The sequence below is a fragment of the Cyclobacterium sp. L-R genome (genome assembly GCF_056859355.1).
This window is the reverse complement of record NZ_JBSXOH010000083.1, coordinates 143,042-168,286: the sequence shown is the minus strand read 5'-3', so window position 1 is coordinate 168,286 and position 25,245 is coordinate 143,042. Positions and strand designations below refer to the sequence as shown.

General features: G+C 38.1%; 25 protein-coding genes. 16 read left to right on the top strand and 9 right to left on the bottom strand.

The features are described 5' to 3' along the window. Positions 1-48 precede the first annotated feature (48 nt). On the top strand, positions 49-1,539 hold the full coding sequence (locus tag AC13EX_RS15935) for a hypothetical protein (protein ID WP_482893442.1): 1,491 nt from the start codon (positions 49-51) through the stop codon (positions 1,537-1,539). 92 nt (positions 1,540-1,631) lie between these two features. Here AC13EX_RS15935 and AC13EX_RS15930 read toward each other — a convergent pair whose 3' ends face one another. Further along, positions 1,632-3,236, bottom strand: a complete 1,605-nt coding sequence (locus AC13EX_RS15930) for a SusD/RagB family nutrient-binding outer membrane lipoprotein (RefSeq protein ID WP_048640755.1) — start codon at positions 3,234-3,236, stop codon at positions 1,632-1,634. 18 nt (positions 3,237-3,254) lie between these two features. Continuing rightward, the gene (locus AC13EX_RS15925) at positions 3,255-6,479 is read right to left on the bottom strand and encodes a SusC/RagA family TonB-linked outer membrane protein (protein ID WP_482893440.1); all 3,225 of its coding nucleotides are present in this window, start codon (positions 6,477-6,479) and stop codon (positions 3,255-3,257) included. 593 nt (positions 6,480-7,072) lie between these two features. On the opposite strand from AC13EX_RS15925, the gene AC13EX_RS15920 reads away from it, so the two are divergent. From AC13EX_RS15920 to AC13EX_RS15900, 5 genes are all read left to right on the top strand, one after another. Beyond that, positions 7,073-7,756 carry a YggS family pyridoxal phosphate-dependent enzyme gene (locus AC13EX_RS15920; RefSeq protein WP_048640757.1) on the top strand — a complete coding sequence of 228 codons (684 nt, stop codon included), beginning with the start codon at positions 7,073-7,075 and terminating at the stop codon, positions 7,754-7,756. Positions 7,757-7,761: 5 nt separating this feature from the next. Next, a complete protein-coding gene (locus AC13EX_RS15915; RefSeq protein WP_048640758.1) occupies positions 7,762-8,136 on the top strand; it encodes a DUF423 domain-containing protein in 375 nt (124 codons plus the stop codon). Positions 8,137-8,152: 16 nt separating this feature from the next. Continuing rightward, a complete protein-coding gene (locus AC13EX_RS15910; protein WP_482893439.1) occupies positions 8,153-9,442 on the top strand; it encodes a D-alanyl-D-alanine carboxypeptidase in 1,290 nt (429 codons plus the stop codon). A gap of 8 nt (positions 9,443-9,450) precedes the next feature. Then, positions 9,451-10,506 (top strand): S66 peptidase family protein, encoded by a 1,056-nt coding sequence (locus AC13EX_RS15905; protein WP_482893438.1) that lies wholly within the window; start codon positions 9,451-9,453, stop codon positions 10,504-10,506. Positions 10,507-10,606: 100 nt separating this feature from the next. Beyond that, on the top strand, positions 10,607-11,266 hold the full coding sequence (locus AC13EX_RS15900; RefSeq protein WP_482893437.1) for an SGNH/GDSL hydrolase family protein: 660 nt from the start codon (positions 10,607-10,609) through the stop codon (positions 11,264-11,266). A 110-nt stretch (positions 11,267-11,376) separates the two neighbouring features. On the opposite strand, the gene AC13EX_RS15895 is transcribed toward AC13EX_RS15900, so the two are convergent. Further along, complete coding sequence (locus AC13EX_RS15895) at positions 11,377-12,225, bottom strand: SDR family oxidoreductase (RefSeq protein WP_482893436.1); 849 nt, start codon at positions 12,223-12,225, stop codon at positions 11,377-11,379. Positions 12,226-12,528: 303 nt separating this feature from the next. Here AC13EX_RS15895 and gntA point away from each other — a divergent pair, with 303 nt between their 5' ends. Together gntA and AC13EX_RS15885 are read left to right on the top strand one after the other, a co-directional pair. Next, on the top strand, positions 12,529-13,218 hold the full coding sequence (gntA, locus tag AC13EX_RS15890; RefSeq protein WP_482893435.1) for a guanitoxin biosynthesis heme-dependent pre-guanitoxin N-hydroxylase GntA: 690 nt from the start codon (positions 12,529-12,531) through the stop codon (positions 13,216-13,218). Between the two features lie 73 nt (positions 13,219-13,291). Beyond that, positions 13,292-13,879: a DUF1989 domain-containing protein gene (locus AC13EX_RS15885; RefSeq protein ID WP_482893434.1), complete on the top strand. Its 588-nt coding sequence runs from the start codon at positions 13,292-13,294 to the stop codon at positions 13,877-13,879. Between the two features lie 96 nt (positions 13,880-13,975). Here AC13EX_RS15885 and AC13EX_RS15880 read toward each other — a convergent pair whose 3' ends face one another. Next, a complete protein-coding gene (locus AC13EX_RS15880; protein WP_482893433.1) occupies positions 13,976-14,368 on the bottom strand; it encodes a DUF1573 domain-containing protein in 393 nt (130 codons plus the stop codon). 41 nt (positions 14,369-14,409) lie between these two features. Continuing rightward, positions 14,410-15,837: an ATP-dependent DNA helicase gene (locus tag AC13EX_RS15875; protein ID WP_482893432.1), complete on the bottom strand. Its 1,428-nt coding sequence runs from the start codon at positions 15,835-15,837 to the stop codon at positions 14,410-14,412. A 16-nt stretch (positions 15,838-15,853) separates the two neighbouring features. Here AC13EX_RS15875 and AC13EX_RS15870 point away from each other — a divergent pair, with 16 nt between their 5' ends. The 4 genes from AC13EX_RS15870 (at position 15,854) to coaD (ending at position 18,310) form a co-directional block, all read left to right on the top strand. Next, entirely contained in the window at positions 15,854-16,363 is a 510-nt protein-coding gene (locus tag AC13EX_RS15870) for an NUDIX domain-containing protein (RefSeq protein ID WP_482893431.1), read from the top strand. A gap of 62 nt (positions 16,364-16,425) precedes the next feature. Beyond that, positions 16,426-17,007 carry a hypothetical protein gene (locus AC13EX_RS15865; protein WP_482893430.1) on the top strand — a complete coding sequence of 194 codons (582 nt, stop codon included), beginning with the start codon at positions 16,426-16,428 and terminating at the stop codon, positions 17,005-17,007. 56 nt (positions 17,008-17,063) lie between these two features. Next, positions 17,064-17,858 carry a DUF3822 family protein gene (locus AC13EX_RS15860; protein ID WP_482893428.1) on the top strand — a complete coding sequence of 265 codons (795 nt, stop codon included), beginning with the start codon at positions 17,064-17,066 and terminating at the stop codon, positions 17,856-17,858. Next, positions 17,855-18,310: a pantetheine-phosphate adenylyltransferase gene (gene coaD, locus AC13EX_RS15855; protein ID WP_048640767.1), complete on the top strand. Its 456-nt coding sequence runs from the start codon at positions 17,855-17,857 to the stop codon at positions 18,308-18,310. Before AC13EX_RS15860 ends, coaD begins: the two co-directional genes overlap by 4 nt. On the opposite strand, the gene AC13EX_RS15850 is transcribed toward coaD, so the two are convergent. Beyond that, positions 18,298-18,987 (bottom strand): NUDIX hydrolase, encoded by a 690-nt coding sequence (locus AC13EX_RS15850; protein ID WP_482893427.1) that lies wholly within the window; start codon positions 18,985-18,987, stop codon positions 18,298-18,300. The genes coaD and AC13EX_RS15850 overlap by 13 nt on opposite strands. Before the next feature lie 83 nt (positions 18,988-19,070). Between AC13EX_RS15850 and pyrE the strand changes: the two genes are divergently transcribed. After that, positions 19,071-19,715, top strand: a complete 645-nt coding sequence (gene pyrE / locus AC13EX_RS15845) for an orotate phosphoribosyltransferase (RefSeq protein ID WP_482893426.1) — start codon at positions 19,071-19,073, stop codon at positions 19,713-19,715. A gap of 111 nt (positions 19,716-19,826) precedes the next feature. Here the strand turns inward: pyrE and AC13EX_RS15840 are convergent, their stop codons facing one another. Then, on the bottom strand, positions 19,827-20,612 hold the full coding sequence (locus AC13EX_RS15840) for a TIGR02757 family protein (RefSeq protein WP_482893424.1): 786 nt from the start codon (positions 20,610-20,612) through the stop codon (positions 19,827-19,829). Further along, the gene (locus tag AC13EX_RS15835) at positions 20,605-21,165 is read right to left on the bottom strand and encodes a hypothetical protein (protein ID WP_048640770.1); all 561 of its coding nucleotides are present in this window, start codon (positions 21,163-21,165) and stop codon (positions 20,605-20,607) included. The genes AC13EX_RS15840 and AC13EX_RS15835 overlap by 8 nt, the downstream gene beginning before the upstream one ends. A 149-nt stretch (positions 21,166-21,314) precedes the next feature. Here AC13EX_RS15835 and AC13EX_RS15830 point away from each other — a divergent pair, with 149 nt between their 5' ends. Genes AC13EX_RS15830 through AC13EX_RS15820 form a run of 3 tightly spaced genes read left to right on the top strand, consistent with a single transcriptional unit; the run spans position 21,315 to position 24,522 of the window. Then, positions 21,315-22,895 (top strand): peptide chain release factor 3, encoded by a 1,581-nt coding sequence (locus tag AC13EX_RS15830; protein ID WP_482893423.1) that lies wholly within the window; start codon positions 21,315-21,317, stop codon positions 22,893-22,895. A gap of 23 nt (positions 22,896-22,918) precedes the next feature. Next, the gene (locus AC13EX_RS15825; RefSeq protein WP_048640772.1) at positions 22,919-23,650 is read left to right on the top strand and encodes an RluA family pseudouridine synthase; all 732 of its coding nucleotides are present in this window, start codon (positions 22,919-22,921) and stop codon (positions 23,648-23,650) included. 14 nt (positions 23,651-23,664) lie between these two features. Continuing rightward, on the top strand, positions 23,665-24,522 hold the full coding sequence (locus tag AC13EX_RS15820; protein ID WP_048640773.1) for a TraB/GumN family protein: 858 nt from the start codon (positions 23,665-23,667) through the stop codon (positions 24,520-24,522). On the opposite strand, the gene AC13EX_RS15815 is transcribed toward AC13EX_RS15820, so the two are convergent. After that, complete coding sequence (locus AC13EX_RS15815) at positions 24,513-25,238, bottom strand: TVP38/TMEM64 family protein (RefSeq protein WP_482893422.1); 726 nt, start codon at positions 25,236-25,238, stop codon at positions 24,513-24,515. The genes AC13EX_RS15820 and AC13EX_RS15815 overlap by 10 nt on opposite strands. Positions 25,239-25,245 lie beyond the last annotated feature (7 nt).

The window sequence follows — 25,245 nt, the reverse complement described above, 5'->3', positions numbered from 1 at the left end:
TCCACTTGAACATGTTTAATGGCAAGGAAATCAAATTATTTAGCGTATATGAAAAAATCACACATTTGTATTTTCTTGCTTGCAAGTTTTTTGGCTTGTAAGAAAAAGGAGAAAAGCATAATGATTTGGGAGTCCAGCTTCCCGGTAATCGGTTCACAATCTTCCCCTAGATCAGCAGACCTAAATGGGGATGGCGTTTTGGATTTTGTAATAGGAGCAGGTAAAAATGAATACGAATATACTGAAGCTGGTATATTGGCTATTAATGGTTTGGACGGTGAAATTTTATGGACGCAAGAAACAGAAGACCAAGTATTTGGTTCGGCCACTTTTTTAGACGTAAACAAAGACGGAACAACTGATGTATTTATTGGTGGACGAGGACCTCATCTTAAGGCCTTGGATGGCAAGACTGGAGATTTGATTTGGGAATTTGACACCTTAGCCCATATGAATCATCCAATTTTACAATACGCTAGGTTCAACTTCAACAACAGTGTAACCATTCCCGATCAAAATAAAGATGGGATTGCTGAGTTGCTTATTAGTAATGGAGGCAATGCCAGAATTGGTCCGGGTCAAACTGAAGGTAGGTTCCCAGGGGTTTTGATGGTAATCAACCCATTGAATGGTGAGGTTTTGGCCGCTGACACGATGCCTGATGGTGCAGAAACCTATTTATCTCCTTTGTTTGTCCAACAGAAAGCAAAGGATGAGCAATATATTCTATTTGGGAGTGGAGGGGAAACACTTTCCGGAAATCTCTATTTAGCAAAACTGAGTGGGCTAATGAACAACGATTTATCAGAGGCCAAAGTACTTGTTAATGAAAATGATCATGGTTTTATCTCCTCTCCCGTCATTGTTGACCTTAATGATGATGAAGTTCTGGATTATGTAGGTATATCTCACGCAAGTACCATCACAGCTATAAATGGAAAAAATCTCGAGAAAATATGGCAACTTCAAATACCTGAAACCGAATGTAGCAATAGCTTTGCTGTGGGGCAATTTACCGATGATGACATACCTGATCTATTCACTTTTGTTAGTAAGGGAGTATGGCCAGAAAACAAGGGATTGGTTCAGGTATTAATAGATGGAAAGACTGGGCAGCTTATAAAGCAAACAGAATTGGGTTGTACCGGTTTTTCCTCCCCTATTGCCTATGACCTCAACAATAATGGTAAGGATGAGGTGATATTTAGCATTAATGAATACGATTGCAGTCGAGCCATTGACGATCAAACGGCATTTCTAATCGAAAATAAGTTGATGTTAATGGATTTCAAAGCAGATACCTCCTATATTTTGGATCAAACAAAAAGTTTTAAGAATGTATTTTCAACCCCTTGGATTGGAGACATGGACAATGACGGCTACCTTGATTTGGTGCATTGCCAATACTTTAGTCACGGAGATATATTATCCTTCTTGGGAATGAAGATTAAAAGAATCGATCTACCAATAAAAGTAAGAAAAAAACCACTTTGGGGGGCTTTAATGGGATCAGACGGAAATGGGATATACCAAAAATAAAAGGCTGCCTATCGGCAGCCTTTTACAAAACACTAAATTAACCAAGTAAATAAAATTTATTTTATCACAAAATAAGCTAAAACTAACTCTATTTAATTCGCTACATCCCACCAAACACGAGTAGTATTTATGTCTGGCAAAGTAGCACCAGTCTGAAAATTTGCATTTGCCGCTACTTCAGACGCTGGGTACCTAAGTTTTCTCATGATCTGTCCTTGCGTAATATTACCAGGATAGTTGGTTGGAGTTAACTGAGGATATCCTGTTCTTCTCCAGTCAGACCAAGCTTCCCACCAGTTAAAAAACTTACTTACCCACATTTGCTCACCTATCATTTCAAGTCCTGGCTTTTCTACACCATAAGGATGTCTTTGAAGGTAGGCATTTACTTCATCATCAGAAACTGTCAATGAAGGATCAAAGGGAGTATACATCTGCATGGCTCCTTTTACACCTGACTCATAATGTTCCTTAGCAGAATTTGGAATTCCAGATCCAATTCCTCTTTCCAATGCTTCGGCCTGCAAAAATGCAGATTCAGCATAATTCATAAACATGTAAGGAGCATCTCTTTGAAGCATTAGGTAATTAATTCTTGAATAAGTTGTTACCAAATCTACTGACTCTCCTTCCAACTCATCCAATCCTGCACCATCGTATCCATTTGGCATTCCTTTTTGCTCCAATGGATTGGTGTTGGTAGGTGTCCATGCCACTGCTGACCAATCGGCAATTCCTCCACTTATAATCATGAGCCTAGGATCTACTTCATCTTCTGTAGTTGCACCCGCTTTAAGCCAGTCTACAAGAGTGTTACTTAGATAACCAGGCTGTCCACCATCACCAGGGTAAAAAGCCCTGGAAATACCATTTTGATTGATCCACAAACTTGGACCTTCAGACATGGGTACCCAAGCATTGTCATCATTGCTTTCCATTACTCCGCCTGCAATGGCTTTGGTGACATATTCATCTGCCATTTGAGGTGACACATTTGATACCCGCATTGCTAAGCGTAGCATCAAAGAGTAACCGAATTTTTTCCATTTGGCAATATCACCTTCATAAATAATATCAGCACCAGAAAACCCATCGTCTGGGTTAGAAGTGCTCATTGCGGCTGTAGCTTCATCCAGTTCCTTCAACAAATCAGGATAGATGGCTGACTGTTCATCATATTCAGGAAAGAAAACCCCTTCCATACCTTGAAGTGCATCAAAATAAGGCACATTCCCATAGAAATCTGTAAGGCGATGAAAATTCAAAACACGCATAATTCGTGCAGCATTTCGGGTGTTCACTTTGTTTCCTTCATCATATCCTCCAGGACCAGTTTGCTTAATCACCTCAGATATATTTTTCAATGCATCTCCGTAAAAGAATTCGAAAGGAGCGCTATTTGACTCGAAATTTTCTGTGTATTTATCACCAGGAGCAATCCCTCCACCTGCATTGGCCAAATGCTGTATAAGGTAGGCAGTCATTCCAATATTGGTTCTCCAATCAATGTACCTATTGTCCCCTGCAGATCCACCTGAAGCCGATCCAAGTTGTGCAGCCGTAAACATGAAATTCAGATCAATTTCATTTACTGCTTGAGGATTGATATTAAGATCATGTAATTCTTCGGTATTGCAGGAGGTAAAGCATACACCAACCGCCAAACCAATCAGAAGAAATTTATTTATAATTTTCATAATTCTTTCTTTTAACGATTAAAATGAAGCCCTTAAGTTAAATCCATAAGATCTCGATTGAGGCATTCCAAAGTAATCAAGTCCTTGTCCATTTCCTGAAGAATAACCCGACTCTGGATCTATATTTTCCACGTTTTTCCAAAGGATGGATAGGTTTCTACCTACAAAGGATAAACTCACATTGGTAAAAGGAGTTTTTTCCATTAACCTTCTCGGGAAATTGTACCCAAAGGTTATTTGTCTCAACTTCGCAAAAGAACCATCATAAATAAAATGATCTTGAACCCTGTTCCCCATTTGGTTCCAATAGTTATTGGCTTCACCTGGTGAAAGGGTTTTAGAGAATGCCTCATAGATCGGCGTTCCATCAGCTTCTGTTCCTGACTGAATTACCCCAGATACAGAAAGAGGTTCCTCACCTTCTCTACCTTGAAGGGATTGTTTGTGCAATCCCCATTGAGTTAACCTCACATTGGTACCCGAATAGATTTCTCCTCCAACTCTAAAATCAACTAAAGCCGATAGGTTAAATCCCTTATACGTAATACTATTGTTAAAACCTCCGGTAAAATCTGGAATACCGTTTCCTATTACTTCCATTTGGTCAGATTGAACTGGGGCTCCATTTTCTTCAAAAACTGGTTGTCCATCTGGGGAGGTCTTTTGTACCCATCCGGCCAGCACTCCAAAAGGCTGTCCTGTTCTATGTTGTACAAATACCGTCCTGGTCCTTGGTTCTTCTACGTTCAAAATGTCAGTTCCTTCTATTAAGGAAATTACCTTGTTTCTATTTCTTGCAATGTTAAAAGAAATATCCCAATTGAAATCCTTGTTTCTGACTGGGGTTCCTGTTAACAAAATCTCAACCCCTTTGTTCTCCATTTCTCCAAGGTTGACCAAAGTTGACCCAAAACCCGAAGCTCTTGAAATTTGAGCATTCAACTGATCATTTGTACTTTTCTGATGGTAATAAGTAAAATCCAAGCCCAGTCTGTTTTGAAACATTCTAACATCTAAACCGAATTCTATTTCAGTAGACAATAGAGGCACAAGAAATGGGTTTGGAATGGTGCCATTGTTATTTCCCGCGGTGGCAAAAGAAGCCATCGCTACTTGATTACCCTCAAAATTAATGGCAGGAGCACCCAATAGGGTATAGGTATTTTGAATTTGATATGGATTTACTGTAGAACTACCAACCCTCGCCCATGAAGCCCTGACCTTACCAAAACTTAACCAGAAAGGAAGATCCTCCATAGCATCAGAAAAAACAAAACTACCTCCAATGGATGGATAAGTTATGTCATTTAAAGAAGGATCTAAAGTGGAAAACCAATCTGTCCTACCTGTACCGGTAAGAAAGAGTATGTTTTTATAATTAACTTCTGCTGATCCATAAACGGAATTAATACCCCATCCTGAGTAACCATATCCAAAATTCCTAGTTACTGTATTATTGATAGCATGAAAGAAAGGCACATTAAAGTCATTTCCATTTGCTGAAATGGTTTCATCTTCACGACGCATTCTATTGGCTCCTAAAAAGGCTACAACTCCAAAATCTCCAAACTGTCTATTATACCCCAGCATGGCCTCCAAGTTAATTTCATTAACCCTTCGCTCAGCCTCAGACATATTACCTCCTCTAGAATAACCTGTTCCTTGAGGAGTTAAAGAGCTACCCCTACGAGTGTACCAATCCATCCCTGCCCTTCCAGACAAATAAAGATGCTCGGTAATGTTATATTTTAATGATCCTGAAGTAATAATCCGGTCACGAGTATCACTGATAGACAATTGATGAGTGGAAAAATAAGGGTTTTGTCCCCAAGGGTTATTGGTCATTAAATATTCTTCCTGCTCCGCAAAACCCCAAACACTTAACAGTGCAGGATCAGTTCCAATTGGAATCGTTCCTAGCCTGTCTGGATCACCTTGTCCCCACAATACATTGACATTTGGTGGTAAGGCAAAAATGGACTGAAAAGCATTTCCCGGAGAATCTGATAATCTAGGACGATTTTGAGTTCTTTCGTTAGAGTAAAGCACTTTGGCATCGAAAGTTAATTTTTTACCAAATTTACCACTTGTGGCAATTGACATATTGATTCGATCGAATCCTGCATTTGGAATAACTGAAGAACTCCTTAAATCAGTTACATTAAAGCGGAACGTTTGTGTATCGCTTCCTCCTGAAAGTGAGAGACTATTGGTAAAAGCTTTGCCAGTTTCATAAAAACGATTCCAATTGTCTCCTGCATACACGTAAGGTCTTTCGACACCGTCAAAATGCATGGAAGTCCCAGAACCTAATCGTTCGCCCCAAGCTTGGGTACCCCAATCGTAACCATCTCTTACAGTGGTTGGTCTTACGGCACTACCTGTAATCTGATCTCCTTGAAATCTACCGGACCCAAATTCTCTTTGCAGGTCAGTTTGGTTGTTTATTCTTTCAAACACAGCGTTGGAATTAAATTCTACGCCAATACCTTTTCGTGAAGTCCCTCTTTTGGTTGTAATCAATATTACACCATTTGCTGCTCGCGAACCATATAAGGCTGCTGCACTGGCACCTTTTAATACCGACATGGATTCGATATCATCAGGATTAACACTTGTCATACCATCTCCCTGATCTGCACCTCCCCAGACTCCGGCTTGCCCAAAGTTGGTATTATCCATTGGCACCCCATCAATAACATAGAGCGGCTGATTTCCACCTTGAAGAGAGGTATTTCCCCGTATGATCACACGAGAAGAACCTGCAGGCCCTGAAGCCACATTGCTTACATTTACACCTGCTACCCTACCAGCTAGCTGATTGGCAATGTTATTTTCTCTGGCTTGAGTGAATTCTTCTCCACCAACTTCTGTCATCGAATACTGTAAGGCTTTGACATTTCTTTCTATACCCAAGGCAGTTACAACGACTTCATTCAATTCGGACGCATCCTCAGATAAGCCAACATCAATAGTACTTCGATTTCCCACTGTCTCTTCTACTGCCTCAAATCCTAAAAAGGAAAAAACAAGTACAGTTTGTGCACCAGGTACATTAAGACTATATTTTCCATCCACATCCGTGGCGGTACCCGTGGAAGTACCCTTTATAAGAATGGATACTCCTGGTAAGGGTGTTCCATCTGAACTGTCAGTGACTGTTCCGCTAACAGTCTGCCCAATGGCATTACCTCCCATAGATGTCAGTAATGCCAAAAAGGCAATAAGTAATAGGTTTTTCATAAATGGTTATTTTGGTGTTAAAATAAAACTTCTACATTTATTATCCATCAAAAATGTTTTTACACCAATGGCTAAAACTCTGAAAGAGCAACTTTTTCAATTCCGTGAACTAAATCAACTCCCTTCAGCCCAAAGCCTACATAAATGGTTTCAAACAATGATAAATGGCATAATAGACTTAAATTTCGTAGAAATGTAGAATATATTGAACAGAAAAAAAAATACTACCATCCATTTTTCAATTATTTCCAGAATTTTTTTTTTATACAATCGGGATGATTGCCCCTACCTTCTTACTAAACTGTAAGTTTTTCAAACGAAAAAATAAATTCAAAACATACTTCCCTTTTAGTTATATCGCCCAACCTATTAAATGGGGGGGATAAATACATTATAAAGTAGGCTTATTTACTGAGATGTTTCAGAATAACCCGATAAATAGACACCTATTTCGACCAACCTAATTTAGGGTAACTTAAATCCTAAATAAAAATGCATTTTAAGCAGCTTTAAAGCTTCATATATTTAGTATTGTCTCCGATATACCAATATCTTTGTTCCAGTACTTGAACCTGATGTAACCACATTAGAAAATGCAAAAAACTGAAATAAGTCAAAATCTAAAGGAAATAAAAGCCACATTCCTTAACCCTGATTGTCTTCTCGTGGCAGTAAGTAAGACCAAACCTATTTCTGCAATTCAGCAAGCCTATGAAGCAGGAATAAGAGATTTTGGAGAAAATAAAGTCCAAGAAATTACTGAGAAGGCAAGCCAATTACCCGATGACATCAAGTGGCATATGATAGGGCATTTACAGCGCAATAAAGTAAAATTTATTGCACCTTTTATTCACTTGATTCACAGTGTGGATTCCTTGCGATTGTTGAAACAGATTAATAAAGAAGCAGAAAAAGTCAACAGAACAATAAACTGTTTATTGCAAGTTTATATAGCCAATGAAGAGACTAAATTCGGTTGGGATAAAGAAGAATTATATTCCTTCCTTTTAGGAGATGAGATAAACTCCATGAACAATATTCAAATTGTAGGGCTAATGGGCATGGCTACAAACACTTCTAGTGAAGAGGTAATTAGGGAAGAGTTTAAAACTTTAAAAAATCTGCATGACACTTTGAAAAAGCTACCCCTCCCTAAAAATGTTGAAATGAGAGAAATATCAATGGGCATGAGTAGTGATTACCTGTTGGCTCAACAGGAAGGAAGCACCATGGTAAGGATAGGAAGCGCTATTTTTGGTTTTAGAAATTACAATTAATCATTATGAAAACTAGTCATATAATTCAAACAGCAGCTGTATTTGGTGCTCTGGCCGTAATTTTCGGAGCGTTTGGTGCACATGCTTTAGAGGAGCTTTTAATAAGCACTGGCAGATCGGACACCTATGAAACTGCTGTCAATTATCATTTTTACCACAGTTTGGCGCTTTTAATGACAGGAATTTTATACCAGCTTTTCCCTGATAAAAAACGTCTTGCATACAGTGCTGTTTTTTTTATAGCAGGTATTATAATTTTTTCAGGCAGCTTGTATTTTCTTTGCTTAAGTCAGCTAACATGGCTAGGTGCCATCACTCCTTTAGGAGGCTTGGCATTTATTATTGGATGGGTAATGTTGCTACTCAGTTTTGGTAAATAAAATTTAAGAAGATCATATGAAATTAAAATTTTTACCAGCGATTTTATTATGGCTGTTTATTTTTCAATCTGCTTCAGGACAAGACGTAAAGTCTTCTTTTTTAGGTTTAGATAATTTAATGGGAGACAATTCTTTTTTTGATAAACACCTTACGGGATTCATGCTATACGACCTTGATAGCCAAGTGGTTCGTTACGAGAAAAACAGTCATTTGTACTTCATTCCTGCATCCACTACCAAACTTTTCACCTTCTTCGGGGCCATGATGGTACTTACCGACAGCACAACATTTTTAAGGTTTGAACCCAAAGGGAAAAGCGTAACCATCTGGGGAACAGGAGATCCATCTTGGAAATACCCAAGACTACCCAATCCAAACATCCGGGATTTCCTAGCTACTTACGACACAATCATTTACTCTGAAAGTAATTGGAAAAACGAACCATTTGGTTTCGGTTGGCAATGGGATGATTATTATTATTCTTATGCAGCTGAAAAATCCCCATTACCTCTATTCGGCAACCTTGTGAGCTCGAAAAACATCAATAACAGACCTGTTTTAACTCCCGATATTTTCAATGTAGTCCATTCAAAAAAAATAGTAAAAAATGTCCAGCGAAACTGGAGAGACAATCAATTTTACTACAATCCAAGAACCTATAATGGCAGGGACAGTAAAGTGCCTTTTATGACCTCTCCGGAAATTTTCGCAACCCTAGCAAGCAAAGATTGGGGAGTTCCTGTAAAACTTTCTGATTCAAAACTGCCACCTGAACATTTCATTTTAAAAGGCATTCCCACTAAAGCGCTCTATAAGGAAATGTTACTGGAAAGTGATAATTTTATTGCTGAACAATTACTTCTACAAATATCTGATCAGGTCTTTTTGGAACTCGACAGCGAAAAGGCAATTGAATACATTAAAAAAACTTATCTTTATGACTTACCGGATGACCCACAATGGGTTGATGGATCAGGTCTATCTAGGCACAATTTATTCACTCCTCGGACGATGGTATCCTTAATAGAAAAAATTTACCGGTTATTTCCAGATAAAGAGCTTTTCAGCTTATTGCCTACTGGAGGAAGAACTGGCACATTGAAATTTAATTATTCAGCCTCGACACCATACATCATGGCTAAAACTGGAACCATCAGTAATAACCACAGCTTGGTAGGATATTTAAAAACAAAAAACAATAAAATCTACGCCTTTGCTTTTATGAACAACAATTACCCCTATAAAGCAACAGTGGTAAGAAATGAAATGGAAAAGGTGCTACTATATATACGTGATAATTTCTAAATTCCGCCATGAAAAAAAGACGCTTTTTACAAACTATTGGTATGAGTCTGGGTTTATTCCCAGTTTTGGGACTTTCTCAACCACTTTCTAAACCGCCTCTTCTAAAGAAATTATTACCTAATAAACTACAAGTAGGAGATTTGGTGGGACTAATCAGCCCCTCTGCTGCTACAGCTGATGCAATGCAATTTACCTTTGCAAAAGAAGCGCTGGAAGCGCTGGGATTAAAGGTTCAAGAAGGCAAGCACCTCCAAAACCGTAGAGGCCATTTAGCTGGTACGGATCAAGAAAGGGCTGATGATCTAAATAACATGTTTGCAAATAAAGCGGTTAAAGCCATTATCTGTATCAGGGGAGGTTCAGGGGCCGCAAGGATACTACCACTGATCGATTATGGGATCATTAAAAACAACCCTAAACCTTTGCTGGGCTATAGCGACATTACCGCTCTACACAATGCCATCTACACTAAAACAGGTCTTATTACTTTTCATGGGCCCAATGGCTCGGGAAGCTGGGGAAAGTTTAATGTCTCCCAGTTTAAAAAAGTCTTTTTTGAACAAAACGACACACTCCATTTCGAAAACGAGTTGGAAGAGACTGAGGACTTGGTTATAAAAGAGAATAGAATTAGAACAATTTACCCTGGAAAAGCAGTTGGTGATCTCATAGGAGGAAACCTAACAGTACTTACCTCCTTAGCAGGCTCTCCTTACCTCCCTTCCTTCAAAAACAAAATCCTCTTCCTTGAAGACATTGGCGAAGAACCTTACAGGATCGACCGCATGATGAGCACCCTTATGCTCATGGGTGTCTTTAAAGAAATAAAAGGTTTTGTTTTTGGTCAATGTACAGATTGCGATCCAAGTGGTGGGTATGGAAACCTTACTTTGGACCAAATTTTTGACGATTATATTCTTCCTCATAAGATACCCGCATATAGAGGAGCTATGATTGGGCATGTGCCCAAACAATTCCTGTTGCCTGTTGGTGCTAATGTAAACTTAGATGCGGACAAGGGAACGCTTACCACCACTCAACCCATTTTCAAACAGTCAAAATAAGCCGGTGAAGATCCATTCGAATGTCATTTCATTTCGGAATAGACTTCTCATTTTTGCAGGGTCCTTATTATTGTCAGCTTCATGTAAAAGCGAAGAACTAATGAGCGAAAAAAAAAACATAAAAATCATTAAAACCCAATTAACAGAAATAAGGTACCTAGCCTTGGGTGACAGTTATACGATTGGGGAGGGAGAGAAAACGGAAAACACCTACCCCCATCTGGTTGAAAAATTATTGGAAAGCGATGGCTACAAATTTTCCACTGTTAGTGTCATCGCAAAAACAGGATGGACGAGTGGAGAACTGCTTGACGCAGTAAACCAAAAAGACATTGGAGCAAACTCTTATGACATTGCAAGCCTACTTATAGGTGTGAATAATCAATACAGGGACCAAACTTTAGAGCAGTTCAGGAAGGAATTGATTGAATTGATAGTTATTACACAAGGGTTTCTTGGGGATAATAACCAAAAAAACTTAGTGCTCATTTCAATCCCTGATTGGGGAGTTACCAGTTTTGCCCAATCCGCAGCAAAACCTCAACATCAAATTAAAAAGGAAATAGATACCTTTAATGCTGTAATAAAAGATGAAGCTTCAAAATATGGACTGCATTTTATAAATATAACAGACAGCTACAGAGAAAAAGGTGGTCTAGAAAAAAATCTGGTGACTGACGGATTACATCCCAGCAAGCATATTTATAGCCAATGGGCATTGCAGATCAGTGAAGTATTCAAAGGGATGGCAGACCATTAAAAGCAGGAAAAAGGGATGTAATCAATTGATAACCATAATTGTAGTCGCCTTACTAATGAAGCAACAAGCTTTATTTCTTGTCAGGGGAACAGCAAATTAGGGTTGCCCATTTAACCACCAATTAGTTCCCCTCCATTTACGTGGATAAATTGCCCTGTCACATAACTGCTATCCTCACTCGCAAGGTACACATAGGCAGGTGCCACCTCACTTGGCTGCCCTGCACGCCCAAGAGGAGTATCTTGTCCGAAATCTGATACCTCGTCAAAAGTAGCAGGAATAAGAGGGGTCCAAATAGGCCCTGGTGCGACGCCATTTACCCTGATTTTCTTTTTTGCCAAATTTTGAGAAAGAGAACGCGTAAAACTTACAATTGCACCTTTAGTGCTAGAATAATCGATTAAGTGTTCGCTGCCCCTGTAAGCGGTAACTGAAGCTGTGTTGATTATAGCATCCCCTTCCTTTAAGTGTGACAAAGCTGCCCTCGTTATATAAAAAAATGAATAGATGTTTGTTTCAAATGTTTTATGTAGTTGATCACTGTTAATTTCAGACAATGAATTCTTTGGAAACTGTGTAGCAGCATTGCAAACTAAAACATTCAACCCACCCAAGGAGCTCACACATTCTTCAACAAGAGCTTTGCAAAAGCTTTCCTGCCTCACATCTCCTTCTATCAAAAGACATTTTCGCCCTTCTTTCTGAATCAACCTTTGGGTTTCTTCTGCGTCGGTAATTTCATTTAAATAAACAATAGCAACATCCGCACCTTCTCTTGCAAAATGTACCGCCACACTTCTTCCTATACCGCCATCTCCCCCTGTTATAAGTGCTACTTTATTTTTCAATTTGTCACTTCCCTTATAATTTTCTCGGATGACCTCAGGAACCGGCTTCATCTTATGTTCCACACCAGGTTGTTGCTGCGATTGACTTGGAAACTCCTTTGGTTTATTCATAATACTGTTTAGTTATAGAAGCAAATTAATACTGGGAAAAGCAATTCAATGACGCTATTAATGAATTCTTTAACTCATGAGAACAGGAAAAAGAGATAAATGAAAAACTGTATTTCAATATGGTATTATTTACCATTTAATAGGGATGACTAACCTAGATTTTAAGCTATAATTTAGTAAACAAGCTTGCAGCTTATCCCTAATGAATTAAAAATTAGCGCTAAAGCATATCAAGAAGTAAAAGGTCTGAAAGTTGTACTAATTTTTCAAGATTAAAAATAAACCAACTTAAATTTAATTATCATGGAAGCCACTAATAAGAATCCAAAAAGTGGTCCTAAACCACAGGAGATAAAACAGGAATTAGAGGAATTTATTATTGAGAATGAACACCCATGTATAATGGCCAATGCAGTGTTCAAATTAAAAAATTTCGAACTCAACCTTTTTGATAAATTGGCTTCAAGAACTACCGCTGGTAAAATGTTAAACGCGATTAAAACTTATTTGTCCAATTACGACTTTAACAAGAATACGTTTAAATCCTTTATAGCTGTTTTTCCTCAAACAGAGGTAGATTCAGAAGAAGAATTCGAAAAGTTGTTGTGGAAACAATTGCAATATATCCACGAAATAGATGAGCAGCCTTGGGATCCAAATGTAAGTAGTGACCCTGAAAATGCTAATTTTAGCTTCAGCATAGCAGGCCATGCTTTTTATGTTGTCGGTATGCATCCTCATAGTTCTCGAATGGCCAGAAGATCTGCCTACCCCACGCTGGTATTTAATTTGCACAGTCAGTTTGAAAAGTTACGGGAAATGAATGCTTTCCAGAAAGTACGTGATAAAATCAGAGCACGGGATATTGCATTTCAAGGTCACATAAATCCAGTATTGAAGGATTATGGAGACAATAGTGAAGCCATTCAATACAGTGGTCGAAACACAGCCGAAAATTGGAAATGTCCCTTTCACTCAAAAAGTGAATTTTAAAATTTAGGCACAAATCAAATTATCCAATGTTATCCCTACTATTAACAATTATTGAAAACCTCAAAAGCTTAGCATGAATATTATTAAAAAACAGTCGGGAACTGCCTTTAAATTATTTAAAGGTCAAAAGTTAAAAGTCATCGACCCAGAAGGGATGCAAGTGAGTGACATGGTGCTTTTTAATGCAAATGATATTGGTGAGAAATTGTCCTCTGGGAAGACTTTGGATTTTGAAGAAACAATTCTCATATCTACCAATAATTACCTTTGGAGTAATAGGTGTAATCAAATGATGCAAATAATAATGGATACCAATGGAAGAAATGACTTTCTACTTGCGCCATGTAGTCCAGAGACATTTAAAATCATGTATAAGTTTGACGACTATCACCCGAGTTGTTTTGAGAATTTGTATACCAATTTAGCACCCTATGGAATTAAACCAGATGACATTCCCACGGCATTTAATCTTTTCATGAATGTTCAATTTGATCAAGATGGAAAAATAAAAGTCCTTCCACCAACGAGCAAGGCAGGAGATTACCTACTTTTCGAAGCCAAGATGGACCTTATTATTGCCTTGACAGCCTGTTCAGCAGAAGACAGCAATGGTGGGACTTTTAAGCCCATTCACTTTGAGATTTTGGATGAATTGGTTTAAGTACGCTCTTCATCAGAATTGACAAACTGAAATAAAAAACCTACCCAATTTAATTGGGCAGGTTTAAATCAATTGTTTGAAAGCAATAGTTCTTTTTTATTTAGGGAGGACATTTGAAATTAGCGAAACCTTTTCTATAGGTTCGCTTGCATTTGAATATATCCTAACCACACTATTTTGTTTGCCCATTTTCCCCGCGGAATTAAAAGACACTTTTATCTCAGCTGTTTTACCGGGTGCTATTGGCTCTTTGGGCCAGCTTGGCACTGTACAGCCACAAGTTGCTGCTACATTTGAAATAATTAATGGAGTTTTGCCGGTGTTTTCAAACTTGAAAACATTCTCCACTTTGTCTCCTTGCTTGATGTCTCCAAAATCTTTCGAATCAGATTCGAAAGTAATTACCGGACCATTTGCTGTTTTTTCCTGGGCGATTGCAAATGCTGTACTTAATACAACCGCTAATACTACTGTTAATAACCTTTTCATATTCATAAAATTAAATTCATTCCAAATTATGGAGTACTATACTATTTAATAAAAAAATTGTTATGAAAGTTCACCATAAACAATTCTTTTCTTGCTCTTGTCATAGCAGTATACAACCACCTGACGTAATTTCTATCAATTTGTTCCTCATTTAAATATCCCTGATCAACAAAAACAGCATCCCATTGCCCTCCTTGTGATTTATGACATGTCAAAGTATAAGCATATTTGACTTGTAGGGCATTTAGATAAGGGTCTTTACTCATGGCTTCCCTAATCTTGCTCTTTTTCTCTAAATCTTGATAATCTTCCGCCACTTGTTGATAAAGGGCTCTCCATTCTTCCATTGTCAAAGAAGGTTTATCAGAATGCAAGGTATCTAGAATCACACGAGCCTCAAATGGAACTTCATCTGGATAATCTATCAACCTCAATTCAAGTGTAGCAAACCTTAGGCCATATATTTCCTCAAATGAACGAATTTTAAGTATCTCTACAAAATCCCCATTGGCCAAAAAACTAACCTTGTCCGAAGAATCCATATAAGTATAATTGTTTTTGACAATCATTAATCGTTCTCCTGCGCTTAATTCATCTTCATAATAAAAAATAGAATTTCTAATGTACTTATTGTATTGAACTGCGGCCTTATTAGAGCGGGTAATAATCATCGTATTGTCCAATCCAAATTTATCATAGGCATACCTCAAACCATCTTCAAGTCTTTCACCTGTCATCCGGTAAAAATCATTAAACCCTCGGGTTTCAAAGGTGATCTTGGGTTTATCCCGAAGTACCTCATCTCTCAAAGTTGTAGCATTGGCCAATATCCCTGAATCCCGACCTTGCCTGGTAACTATAGTAAGTAAGGTTTCATTTACCTCTAATTTATAGTTTCTTATAAGGTAATTTTTATCTAAGGCAGGGCTATCATCGCTTCCTACTGGTGGCAGTTGCGCAATGTCACCTATTAATAATAGCCTATTCTCAGGATTTTGAAAAACAAAACCAATAAGATCTGCCAATAAAGACCTTCCTCCGATCCTATCATCAGACAACATGGAGGCCTCATCTACTATAAAAACAGATTTTTGATAGTAATTTTTTTGCACCGTGAAACCATCAACTCCTTCAGCGGTCCCTTGCTTGGCACGGTAAATAATCTTGTGAATGGTAAAACCTGTTTTGTCAGCATATGAACTCATCACTTTGGCAGCTCGACCAGTAGGCGCAAGCATAACTGCTCGCAAGCCAAGTGATGGTAATGCTTTTACCAAAGCAGCCAAAACGGTTGTTTTCCCTGTTCCTGCATACCCCTTTAGAATAAATGCTGAGGAAGAAGGGATTATTTTTCCCAAAAATGTATCCATCGAATTAAAAAAGTATTCCTGATCAGTAGTTGGCTGATGAGGGAAAAATTTCCTTATTCTTTCTGATGGCTTTGGACTTGCTTGATTATCTTTATGCATCTATTGCGAAACTAAGATGAAAAAGCCGAACATAAAAAAGGACATAATTGAAAATTTCGGTAACCGACTCAGGACGAGGGTTAATGGCATACTTATTCAGGACAATAAATTATTGATGGTAAAGCACCGAATGCATACAAACCACTCATTTTGGAATGTCCCTGGGGGTGGGATGAAATTTGGACAGGATGCAAAGGAGAATCTAAAAAGGGAATTTTTAGAGGAAACCGGGCTTAATATTGCTGTTAATGATTTCCTTTTTGTACATGAATTTTTAGAACCTCCGCTACACGCTATTGAATTGTTCTTTGAAGTTAGCCAAACAAGTGGTAAATTAGTAGTTGGAATAGATCCTGAGCTTGAAACCAACAAACAGGTTATAGAAGAGGTTAAATTTCTTAGCATTGAAGATATCAAAAAAATCCCATCCGAAAAAAAACATGAACTGTTCGGAAGAATAAATTCTCTGAATGATGTAAGAATATGGAAAGGATATTTTAATTTTGGAAATAAATGCATAAAATAGCATTCTAATTACGAACCATCAATTCTTTATAATAATTTAATTACGCTTTAAAGATATTCAAAATGACATTGAGTAAAATCTTATCGATTGTTTTTCTATTGGGAGCCTTAGGCCTCGGGTACAAACTTTATCTGGGTGTGGATGAAGTAGTGGAAGAAGAGAAAATTCTAAAAAGAACCGAAGATAGAATTATTGAAAAGCTAGAAATGCTTAGAGATGCCCAAATAGCTTATCAAGCTGCCAATAACGAATATGCTTCCAACTGGGAAGATTTGAAAAAATTCATCACTGAGGGTAGCATCTACTTGATACAAAGAACTGAAACCACCAAATTATTGGATTATGGTAAAGAAGAAACAACAGTAACTTTAGATACCTTAGGTGCTGTTAATGTACAGGATTCTCTTTTCAGTGCAGACAAATACCCTGATTTTGAATTGGATCTACTAAATGTAGTTCCTGGATCAGGAGGAAAAACATTTGAGTTCTTTGCAGACAAAATCGAGCGTAGCAATAGAGAAATTGCTGTGTTTGAAATCAGAGATCCTGCACCAAGAAATCCAGAAAGAAGAAAAAATAACAACGAGAAGGCTTTAAGAGTTGGTTCAAGAACTGATTCTTCTACTTCAGGAAACTGGGAATAAATTTGGATACGGTAGGTTCCCATATCCAAAGCAAATTCATTAGCGATAAATTTGATATGCAATCCATATCAAATTTATCGCTTTTCTTATATGAGAAACTTTTTGTTGTCGTTGCCCATTCAGGTGAGCACAAAGACATTGCTGCTACTTTCACCTATTCCTTCCAGGACAAGGAAACCATCAAACATATTGTAGACACAGCACCTATTTTTAATGCCCCAAATTCGGTAGGTAGGCTTTATATTCACCACCAAAGATTTACTTTGGTTCCTACTGCCCTATTTAACCCTGCTCAAGGAGACAGGTACCTTAGCTTTGCTACAGAGCTCAATGAACAAGTGGACAGTGTGATCTATACAGGAGTTGCTAATAACACCATTCAGGTAATTGGAACTGCCGACAAAGGCCTTTTAGAAACACTGGACAAAAAACTTCCTGAATTGGAAATAGCTCATGGCGCTTCGCATGTGCTGGGCTTCTTTCTAACCCAAACAAAAGATTTACTGAATCAAGAGTTGTTTATTCACGCCTCTCCGGACTGCATGTATTTGGCTGCTTTCCATAATGGAGAATTAAACCTTTTTAACAGGTTTGTAATAACAGAGGAAGCTGCTTTTCTCCGTTATTTATTTACATTTATCCAGCAAATGGCCTTTGATCGGTCTCATTGCAAGATTCGATTTTTTGGAAACCCTGAGTGGCTTCATACAAGTATGGAAAGCATGGGACGTTATTTCAAAAACATCCACCTAAGCATCCCTTATCAAAACACATCCTACCTAAAAGGAGCCGAGTCCTTTATGAACACACAACTTCTAGAGGCCTACTGGCAACAAAAACTTATTTCATGAAAAAGACAGCGCTTTTTCCAGGCTCTTTTGACCCTTACACAAATGGTCATCATGACATTGTCATGAGAGGACTAAATATTTTCGATGAGATAATTATCAGTGTAGGGCACAATACAAGTAAAAAAAACAGGTATTTCGATATTGATTTTATGGTTGATAAAATCAAAAATACTTACAAGAAAAACCCGTCTGTTAAAGTCATTGTATACGATGAGTTAACCTCCTCATTGGCAAAAAAACACGACGCAAAGTACTTACTCCGTGGATTAAGAAACACGACTGATTTTGAATACGAAAACACCATCAGTCAAATGAACAGGTATCTCAACGACTCCTTGGAAACGGTATTTCTTATCACTACTCCTAAATATGCCGCCATCAGCTCCACTATTATCAGAGAAGTTCATAAGTATGGTGGCAATGTAAACAAGTTCCTTCCTTACAAGGTCTGATAAATCTCAGGGTTTGACTTCAAAAATTGCTTGTACAGGTATCGCATAGAGGGATAGGAATTGATTAATGCGGTTTTGGCTTCTTGATGTTTCAACCATTTGATATCCATAATACCTTCCTCAACCTGTGGCTTCATTTTCGTATCATTGGTGCACTTCATATTGTACCAATAGGTTTTCTTCAGAATACTCTTCCTGTTTTGGGTATAAGTGTGCCAAGTAATGCAGATGGGCTTGTTTAGCTTTACTTTTACATTACATTCTTCCTCAACTTCTCTTACGGCACATCCCTCAGGGGTTTCTTTCTTTTCGAATTTCCCTTTTGGCAAATCCCACTTACCTAGCCTGAAAATAAAAAGCACTTTATCCTCTTTAGTAACCACACCACCAGCAGCTTTTATAATTACAAATCGGCTCTTTATAAACTTTTTTAATATGGATTTCTCATCCGTCACAAGCGTTACACTGTCCAAATTTTTCAGCTTCCTGGTTCGTAGGAGATAAAGCAATTGAACAATAATGTCTTTGGAGGGATTTTTTATCAGCACATCATCATGGAAATCAGCTGAGGCTGGCAATTCTACGGGGTTGTCATAAACGCATTCGAATGATTTTTTAGGTAAAAAATCTTTGGTGGCCACAAGATCCAGTGGCTTATCGTTGACGAAGATCTTCATAAACAAATCTAATTTTTTTAAAATTGCATTTTTTTTCCAGCGTGCACAACCCTGAGTAAATTTTAAATGGTTAAATTTATCCCATGGAAATTTATGATCAAAGCACCGCTTCTCAAATTGCAAAAAAGCTTCTTGAAATAAAGGCCATCAAACTGTCGCCTAAGGATCCTTTCACCTGGGCATCTGGATGGAAGTCACCAATATATTGTGACAACAGGCTATCGCTTTCTTACCCCGAAGTCAGAAAGTTTATTCAGGAAAAACTTACAAGTGTAATCCGAACTCACTTTTTAAATATTGAAGCCATAGCAGGAGTCGCCACTGCAGGCATTCCACAGGGGGTATTGATTGCCGACAAGCTCGACGTCCCTTTTGTGTATGTTCGTTCCAAAGCTAAAGGCCATGGGATGGAAAACATGATTGAAGGGAAAATTACTCCCGGACAAAAAGTTGTCGTTGTTGAAGACCTTGTCTCTACAGGAGGAAGTTCACTTAAAGCCGTCAATGATTTGCGAGCAGCAGGGTTTGAGGTCTTAGGTATGGTCGCCATTTTCACCTATGGTTTTGAGATTTCAGACATTAATTTCGAAAAGGAAGATGTCAAACTCTATTGCCTTAGCGATTATAGTTCCTTACTACCTCAAGCACTAGAACAAGGATATGTGTCTGAAGAAGACATGAACACCTTGGCCGATTGGAGAAAGAGCCCTGATACCTGGAACCCGTAATTTATAAGGGGACTACTGAATTGACACAAAGAATTCTGTCAGTAAATGACCCTTTGTAAAAGCCGGGAATTGGAGAAATCTTATCTAAACTCCTGGCTAAATTATGCTCATTTACTTTAGCGCAGAATTCTTTTCATTTTGTAGCACTCCAAGTCCAAACAAGGCAAAATCATATTTAACAGGGTCCGTAGCATCAAAAACGCGAAGGTTCTTTGTCAGTTCCATTGCTGTCTGCCAGTCAGTTTGCTTTCTTTTAATTAAGCCAAGGGATCGACCTATTCGGTCCACATGCAGGTCACAGGGGCAAACTAACTGGGAAGGAGAAATCTTGTTCCAAATACCAAAATCAACTCCTTTGTCATCTTTTCTCACCATCCACCTCAGAAACATATTGATCCTTTTGCAGGCTGATTTCTTTTTGGGAGTGGCCACATGCTTACGAGTTCTGCGTGGCTCTAGATCGGATTGAAAAAAATAAACATGAAAATTGGAGAGCAATAATTCCATGACATCAATATCAGTAGAGTAACCTAGAGTGAATGCCCTTTCCAGACTAAGATTGTCTTTATAATACCTCGAAAAAAAATCGATGAAATACAAGGTATCCAAATCATTGAAAGTTCTGTGCTTGAACCGCATCAACTGCTTAAGCTCTTGCTCAGAGTGATTTAAAACAAAATCATGAGGACTATTCCCCATCATGTCCATCAATTCCAGACTTTTATTGATAATGGTTTTTCTTTGCCCCCAGGCAAGAACAGCAGCGAAAAAACCGGAAATTTCAATGTCTTGCTGTTTTACAAATCGATGAGGAATAGAAACTGGATCGTTCTCTATAAATGAAGGTTGGTTAAAAAAGCTAACTTTTTCATCGAGAAACTCCTTTAAATCATCCATCCGATAGTGCTACTTTTACTTCCCCGCCTTGGGTTCCATCAAACCATTTAAGCAATAAAAACTGTTCGTCTTGCTCTGCAATATGCCAATCAAAGCACTTGATATTTGCCAAACTAGTAAGTTTGTCTTCTTCAGGCTTATACAAACAAATATCAAAATCAGGAATATTCGCCAATTCGGTGGTGTTCCACCTTTCAAGCAACCAGCCTTCTTTCAGAATAATGATTCGTTTTCCGAAAACATCATCTTCTATAACTGAAGGTATACCATCTGTGCGACGTATATGGTAGCACTCTGGACCAAAAATAATCTGTTTATGCAGTTTTCCTTCAATCAAATTAGACTCATCAGTTAACAAAGCCCATTCTGATTTATTTTGTATTTTGGGTGTAGATCCACTGAATTTGGTTAAAAACGAAGAAACCCACGAAAAGAAATAGGTTATACCGACGAACAATAGCCCAAAAGTAGCCAGAATTGGATAGGTCAAAACAAAAATAGCATTCCAAATAAATTTGAAAAACCTATGGAAGAAAAGTTCAATTGAATTCATTTACTAACTAATACAATTTCAAAATTAAGGCAAATTAATCAAACAAACAAAATTCAACTTTTCCTTAACAATACTCACACCCATCAGGATAATGCCTGACATTGTCAACTGATTTACCTACCTTTGCAGGCTGAAAACACCTAAGCACCATGACCCTAACTCAAGAGATAGCGAAAAGAAAGACTTTTGGAATTATAGCTCACCCTGATGCAGGAAAAACCACATTAACAGAAAAGATGCTGCTATTTGGTGGTGCAATCAAAACAGCAGGGGCGGTAAAATCAAATAAAATAGATACGGCCACCAAATCCGATTGGATGGAGATCGAGAAACAGAGAGGAATATCTGTTGCCACATCTGTGATGGGGTTTGAATACAAAGGGCAGAAAATAAACCTCCTAGATACACCTGGTCACCAAGACTTTGCTGAAGACACTTACCGTACGCTCACAGCGGTGGATTCTGTTATCATGGTTATTGACTGTGTGAAAGGAGTGGAAATTCAAACAGAAAAATTAATGGAAGTATGCAGGATGAGAAACACACCTGTAATTTGCTTTATTAATAAACTAGATAGAGAAGGACGTGATCCTTATGATTTACTGGATGAGGTAGAAACTAAATTAAACATTCAGGTAAGACCGCTCTCCTGGCCCATTTCTATGGGGAAATCTTTTAAAGGTGTTTACAACCTATATGACAAACAATTGAACCTGTTTACACCTAGTCAACGAAAGGTTAGTGATGACAGGGTTGTCATAGAAGACCTAAGTTCTAAGAAACTAGACGAAAGAATAGGGTCTAGTTTGGCCGATCAGCTAAGGGAAGATGTGGAATTAATTGAAGGGGTATATCCAGATTTTGATCCTAAGGAATACCTAGAAGGAACTGTTGCACCGGTATTTTTCGGCTCTGCAGTGAACAATTTTGGGGTAAAGGAAATGTTGGATACATTTATTCAAATAGCTCCCGGGCCAAAAAGCCGGCAGACCGAAGAACGTGAGGTAAAACCAGATGAGGATCACTTCAGCGGGTTTATTTTCAAGATTCACGCCAATATGGACCCCAAACATAGAAACCGTATCGCTTTTTTACGTATATGTTCAGGAACCTTTCAAAGGAACAAGCCTTATACCCATGTAAGAGGGACAAAACCGCTTCGTTTTTCTAATGTCACATCCTTTATGGCTCAGGACAAAGAAATAATTGAGGAAGCATTCCCTGGTGATATCGTTGGGCTTTATGACACTGGAAATTTAAAAATCGGAGACAGTATAACTGATGGTGAGAACCTAAACTTCAAAGGTATCCCTAGCTTTTCCCCGGAGATTTTCAGGGAGGTAGTAAACAAGGATGCCATGAAAACCAAGCAACTAGAAAAAGGCTTGCAACAATTAATGGAAGAAGGAGTGGCACAACTCTTTACCTTTGAGATAGGGTCTAGAAAAGTTGTAGGTACTGTAGGTCAACTTCAGTTTGAAGTAATTAAATTCAGACTCAAAAATGAATACAATGCCACTGCTGATTTTGTCCCTATGAACCTGCATAAGGCTTGCTGGATCACCAGTAATGACAAAAAGAAACTGGATGAATTTATCCGTTCTAAGCAAAGGCATATTGCAAAAGATAGAAACGGAAAATTAGTATTCATGGCAGAGAGTAAGGCTTGGTTACAAATGGTTCAGGACAATTTTCCTGAAATTGAATTCCACAACACATCAGAATATTAATCTTTTATCAAACCTGAGAAAAAATGAAAAAACCATTTAATGTAATATTTGAAGACAATCATCTTTTGGTTGTTAACAAATCTGCTGGGATATTGGTACAGGGAGATAAAACCGGAGATAAAACTCTTACCGATCTTTGTAAAACCTATATAGCAAATAAATACAATAAACCTGGCGCAGTTTTCTTGCATCCAGTCCATAGACTTGACAGACCAGTTAGTGGTGTGGTGGTTTTTGCCAGAACCTCCAAAGCATTGGAAAGGATGACTGCCTTGTTCAGGAAAAGAGAAGTTCACAAAGTTTACTGGGCCTTGGTAAAAAGAAAGCCAAGAGAAGAAACAGGTAAATTGACACATTGGCTGGTGAAAAATCCTGAAAAAAACGTTACAACAGCTTATGACAAGGAAGTTCCAGAATCCAAAAAATCTGAAATGACCTATAAAAGGCTAGGCAAATTAAACGACCATTGGTTACTAGAGCTTCGCCCAGTCACAGGTAGACCACACCAATTGCGTGTGCAATTAGCCTCCATGGACTGCCCTATTAGAGGAGATGTCAAATATGGGTTTCCAAAACCAAATCCTGATGCAAGTATTAACTTACATGCATTTCATTTGGTATTTATTCACCCCATTAAGAAAGAGAAATTATTCCTGAGAGCAGCCTTGCCTGAAGAACCATTTTGGGAGCAATTTCTGGAATTTGAAAACATAAAGTCAAGTGACCGCCATTTGGATAAAACATTTAGCGGCTAAAAATTACACGTAAAATGTTAAAGAGAGCTTTCATCATTTGGCTGTTTTTACTAGGATCTTTAACTGCATTTGGACAAGAAGAAGAGGGTGTTTTTTGGGAGATCGTAAGTCAAGATAATCCTCAGCCCTCTTATCTTTTTGGTACCATACACCTTATTTGTGAAGAAGATTTCAATATAAATGACCAGGTAACTAGCGCATTATCCAAAACTGATGTGCTTGTACTTGAAATCGACATGGATGACCCTCATTTGCAATCAGTAATGAGAGCCAACTTATTCAATAAAGATGGACAAAAAATCAACGACTTTTTAAACAAAGAGGAATACGAAGACATTCGAACTTTTTTAAAAGAAAGGACAGGTATGGATCTTGACATGTTACAGGAAATGCGTCCTATGATATTGATGTCCTTGCTTTATAACAACTTCTTGGAATGTGAAACCAAGTCTTTTGAGAATGAGCTAATGCTTCTTGCCAAAGAGGAAAATGTAGAAGTAGCAGGACTTGAGACTGTAGAAAACCAGATGTCTCTTTTTGACCTTATCCCACTTGAAGACCAATATGAGAGTTTTTACACCTACATTAATGACATAGAAAAAGGACAGGAAGAGTTTAGACTACTTATTGAAGCTTATAAACATGAGAAAATAAGCGAACTTTTTGAGATGGTTTCTGAAAGCCCTGAATACAAAGATTATCAAGACATCTTGCTTGCTGACAGGAATAAAAACTGGGTAGCACCTATGGAAAAAATCATGAAAGACAGCAGTGCCTTCTTTGCTGTTGGAGCGGGCCATCTTGCTGGTCCAGAGGGCCTAATTAATCTCTTAAAAAGAGAAGGGTACGAAGTGAATAGGATTCACCTATAAACCTCTTTGCTCTCACTTGGCTTGGTAAAAAAGGAATAAATCCCCCAAAAGCTCACAATCAAAAGACCTGCCACCAATAGATATTGCCATACAGATGCATCGGAAGAAAGGGCTTCTTGTATACTCCCCGCAAAGGCGCCGGTGGAAAAGGCAAGCAATGTCCTTGGCAACATTCCTAAAAACCCAAACCAGAGCACTCTTTTTAGTCCCGTTTCTAATAGTGCAAAGACTAAATTAGAGATTGCAAAGGGTATGACTGGGCTAATCCTAATAAAGAAAATAAGCCTTCCCATTAGATTTTTTTTATCATGAATCAGCTTGGCCGCTTTTGGATAGGGATCAAGAATCAATTCAAGACTATCTTTTTTCAAAATCTTTCCCAACAAATACCCTACAGCACTTGCAAAAGTATAAGACAAAACCAGATAGGGAAAGGCCTGCCAACCAAATAAGTAGCCTGTAATTACAGCAAAAAAAGTAGTTGGAATCAAAGCTAAGCCCATCAGGGTAATACCCATAAAACAATAAACAATGGCAACCTTTGGCTTGATAATTGACAAAATTGTCAATTCAGCCCAATTACTGTAAATCCAGCCACCTAGGGTTAAGGCTCCTATAGTTGGAATAATGCTCACCCATAGGATAGCCACTAGTAACCAAGGACTTTTGCTATAGATATTTCTAAAATGCTTGAAAATAGGCGGTTTTTTGTCCATCTTTGGA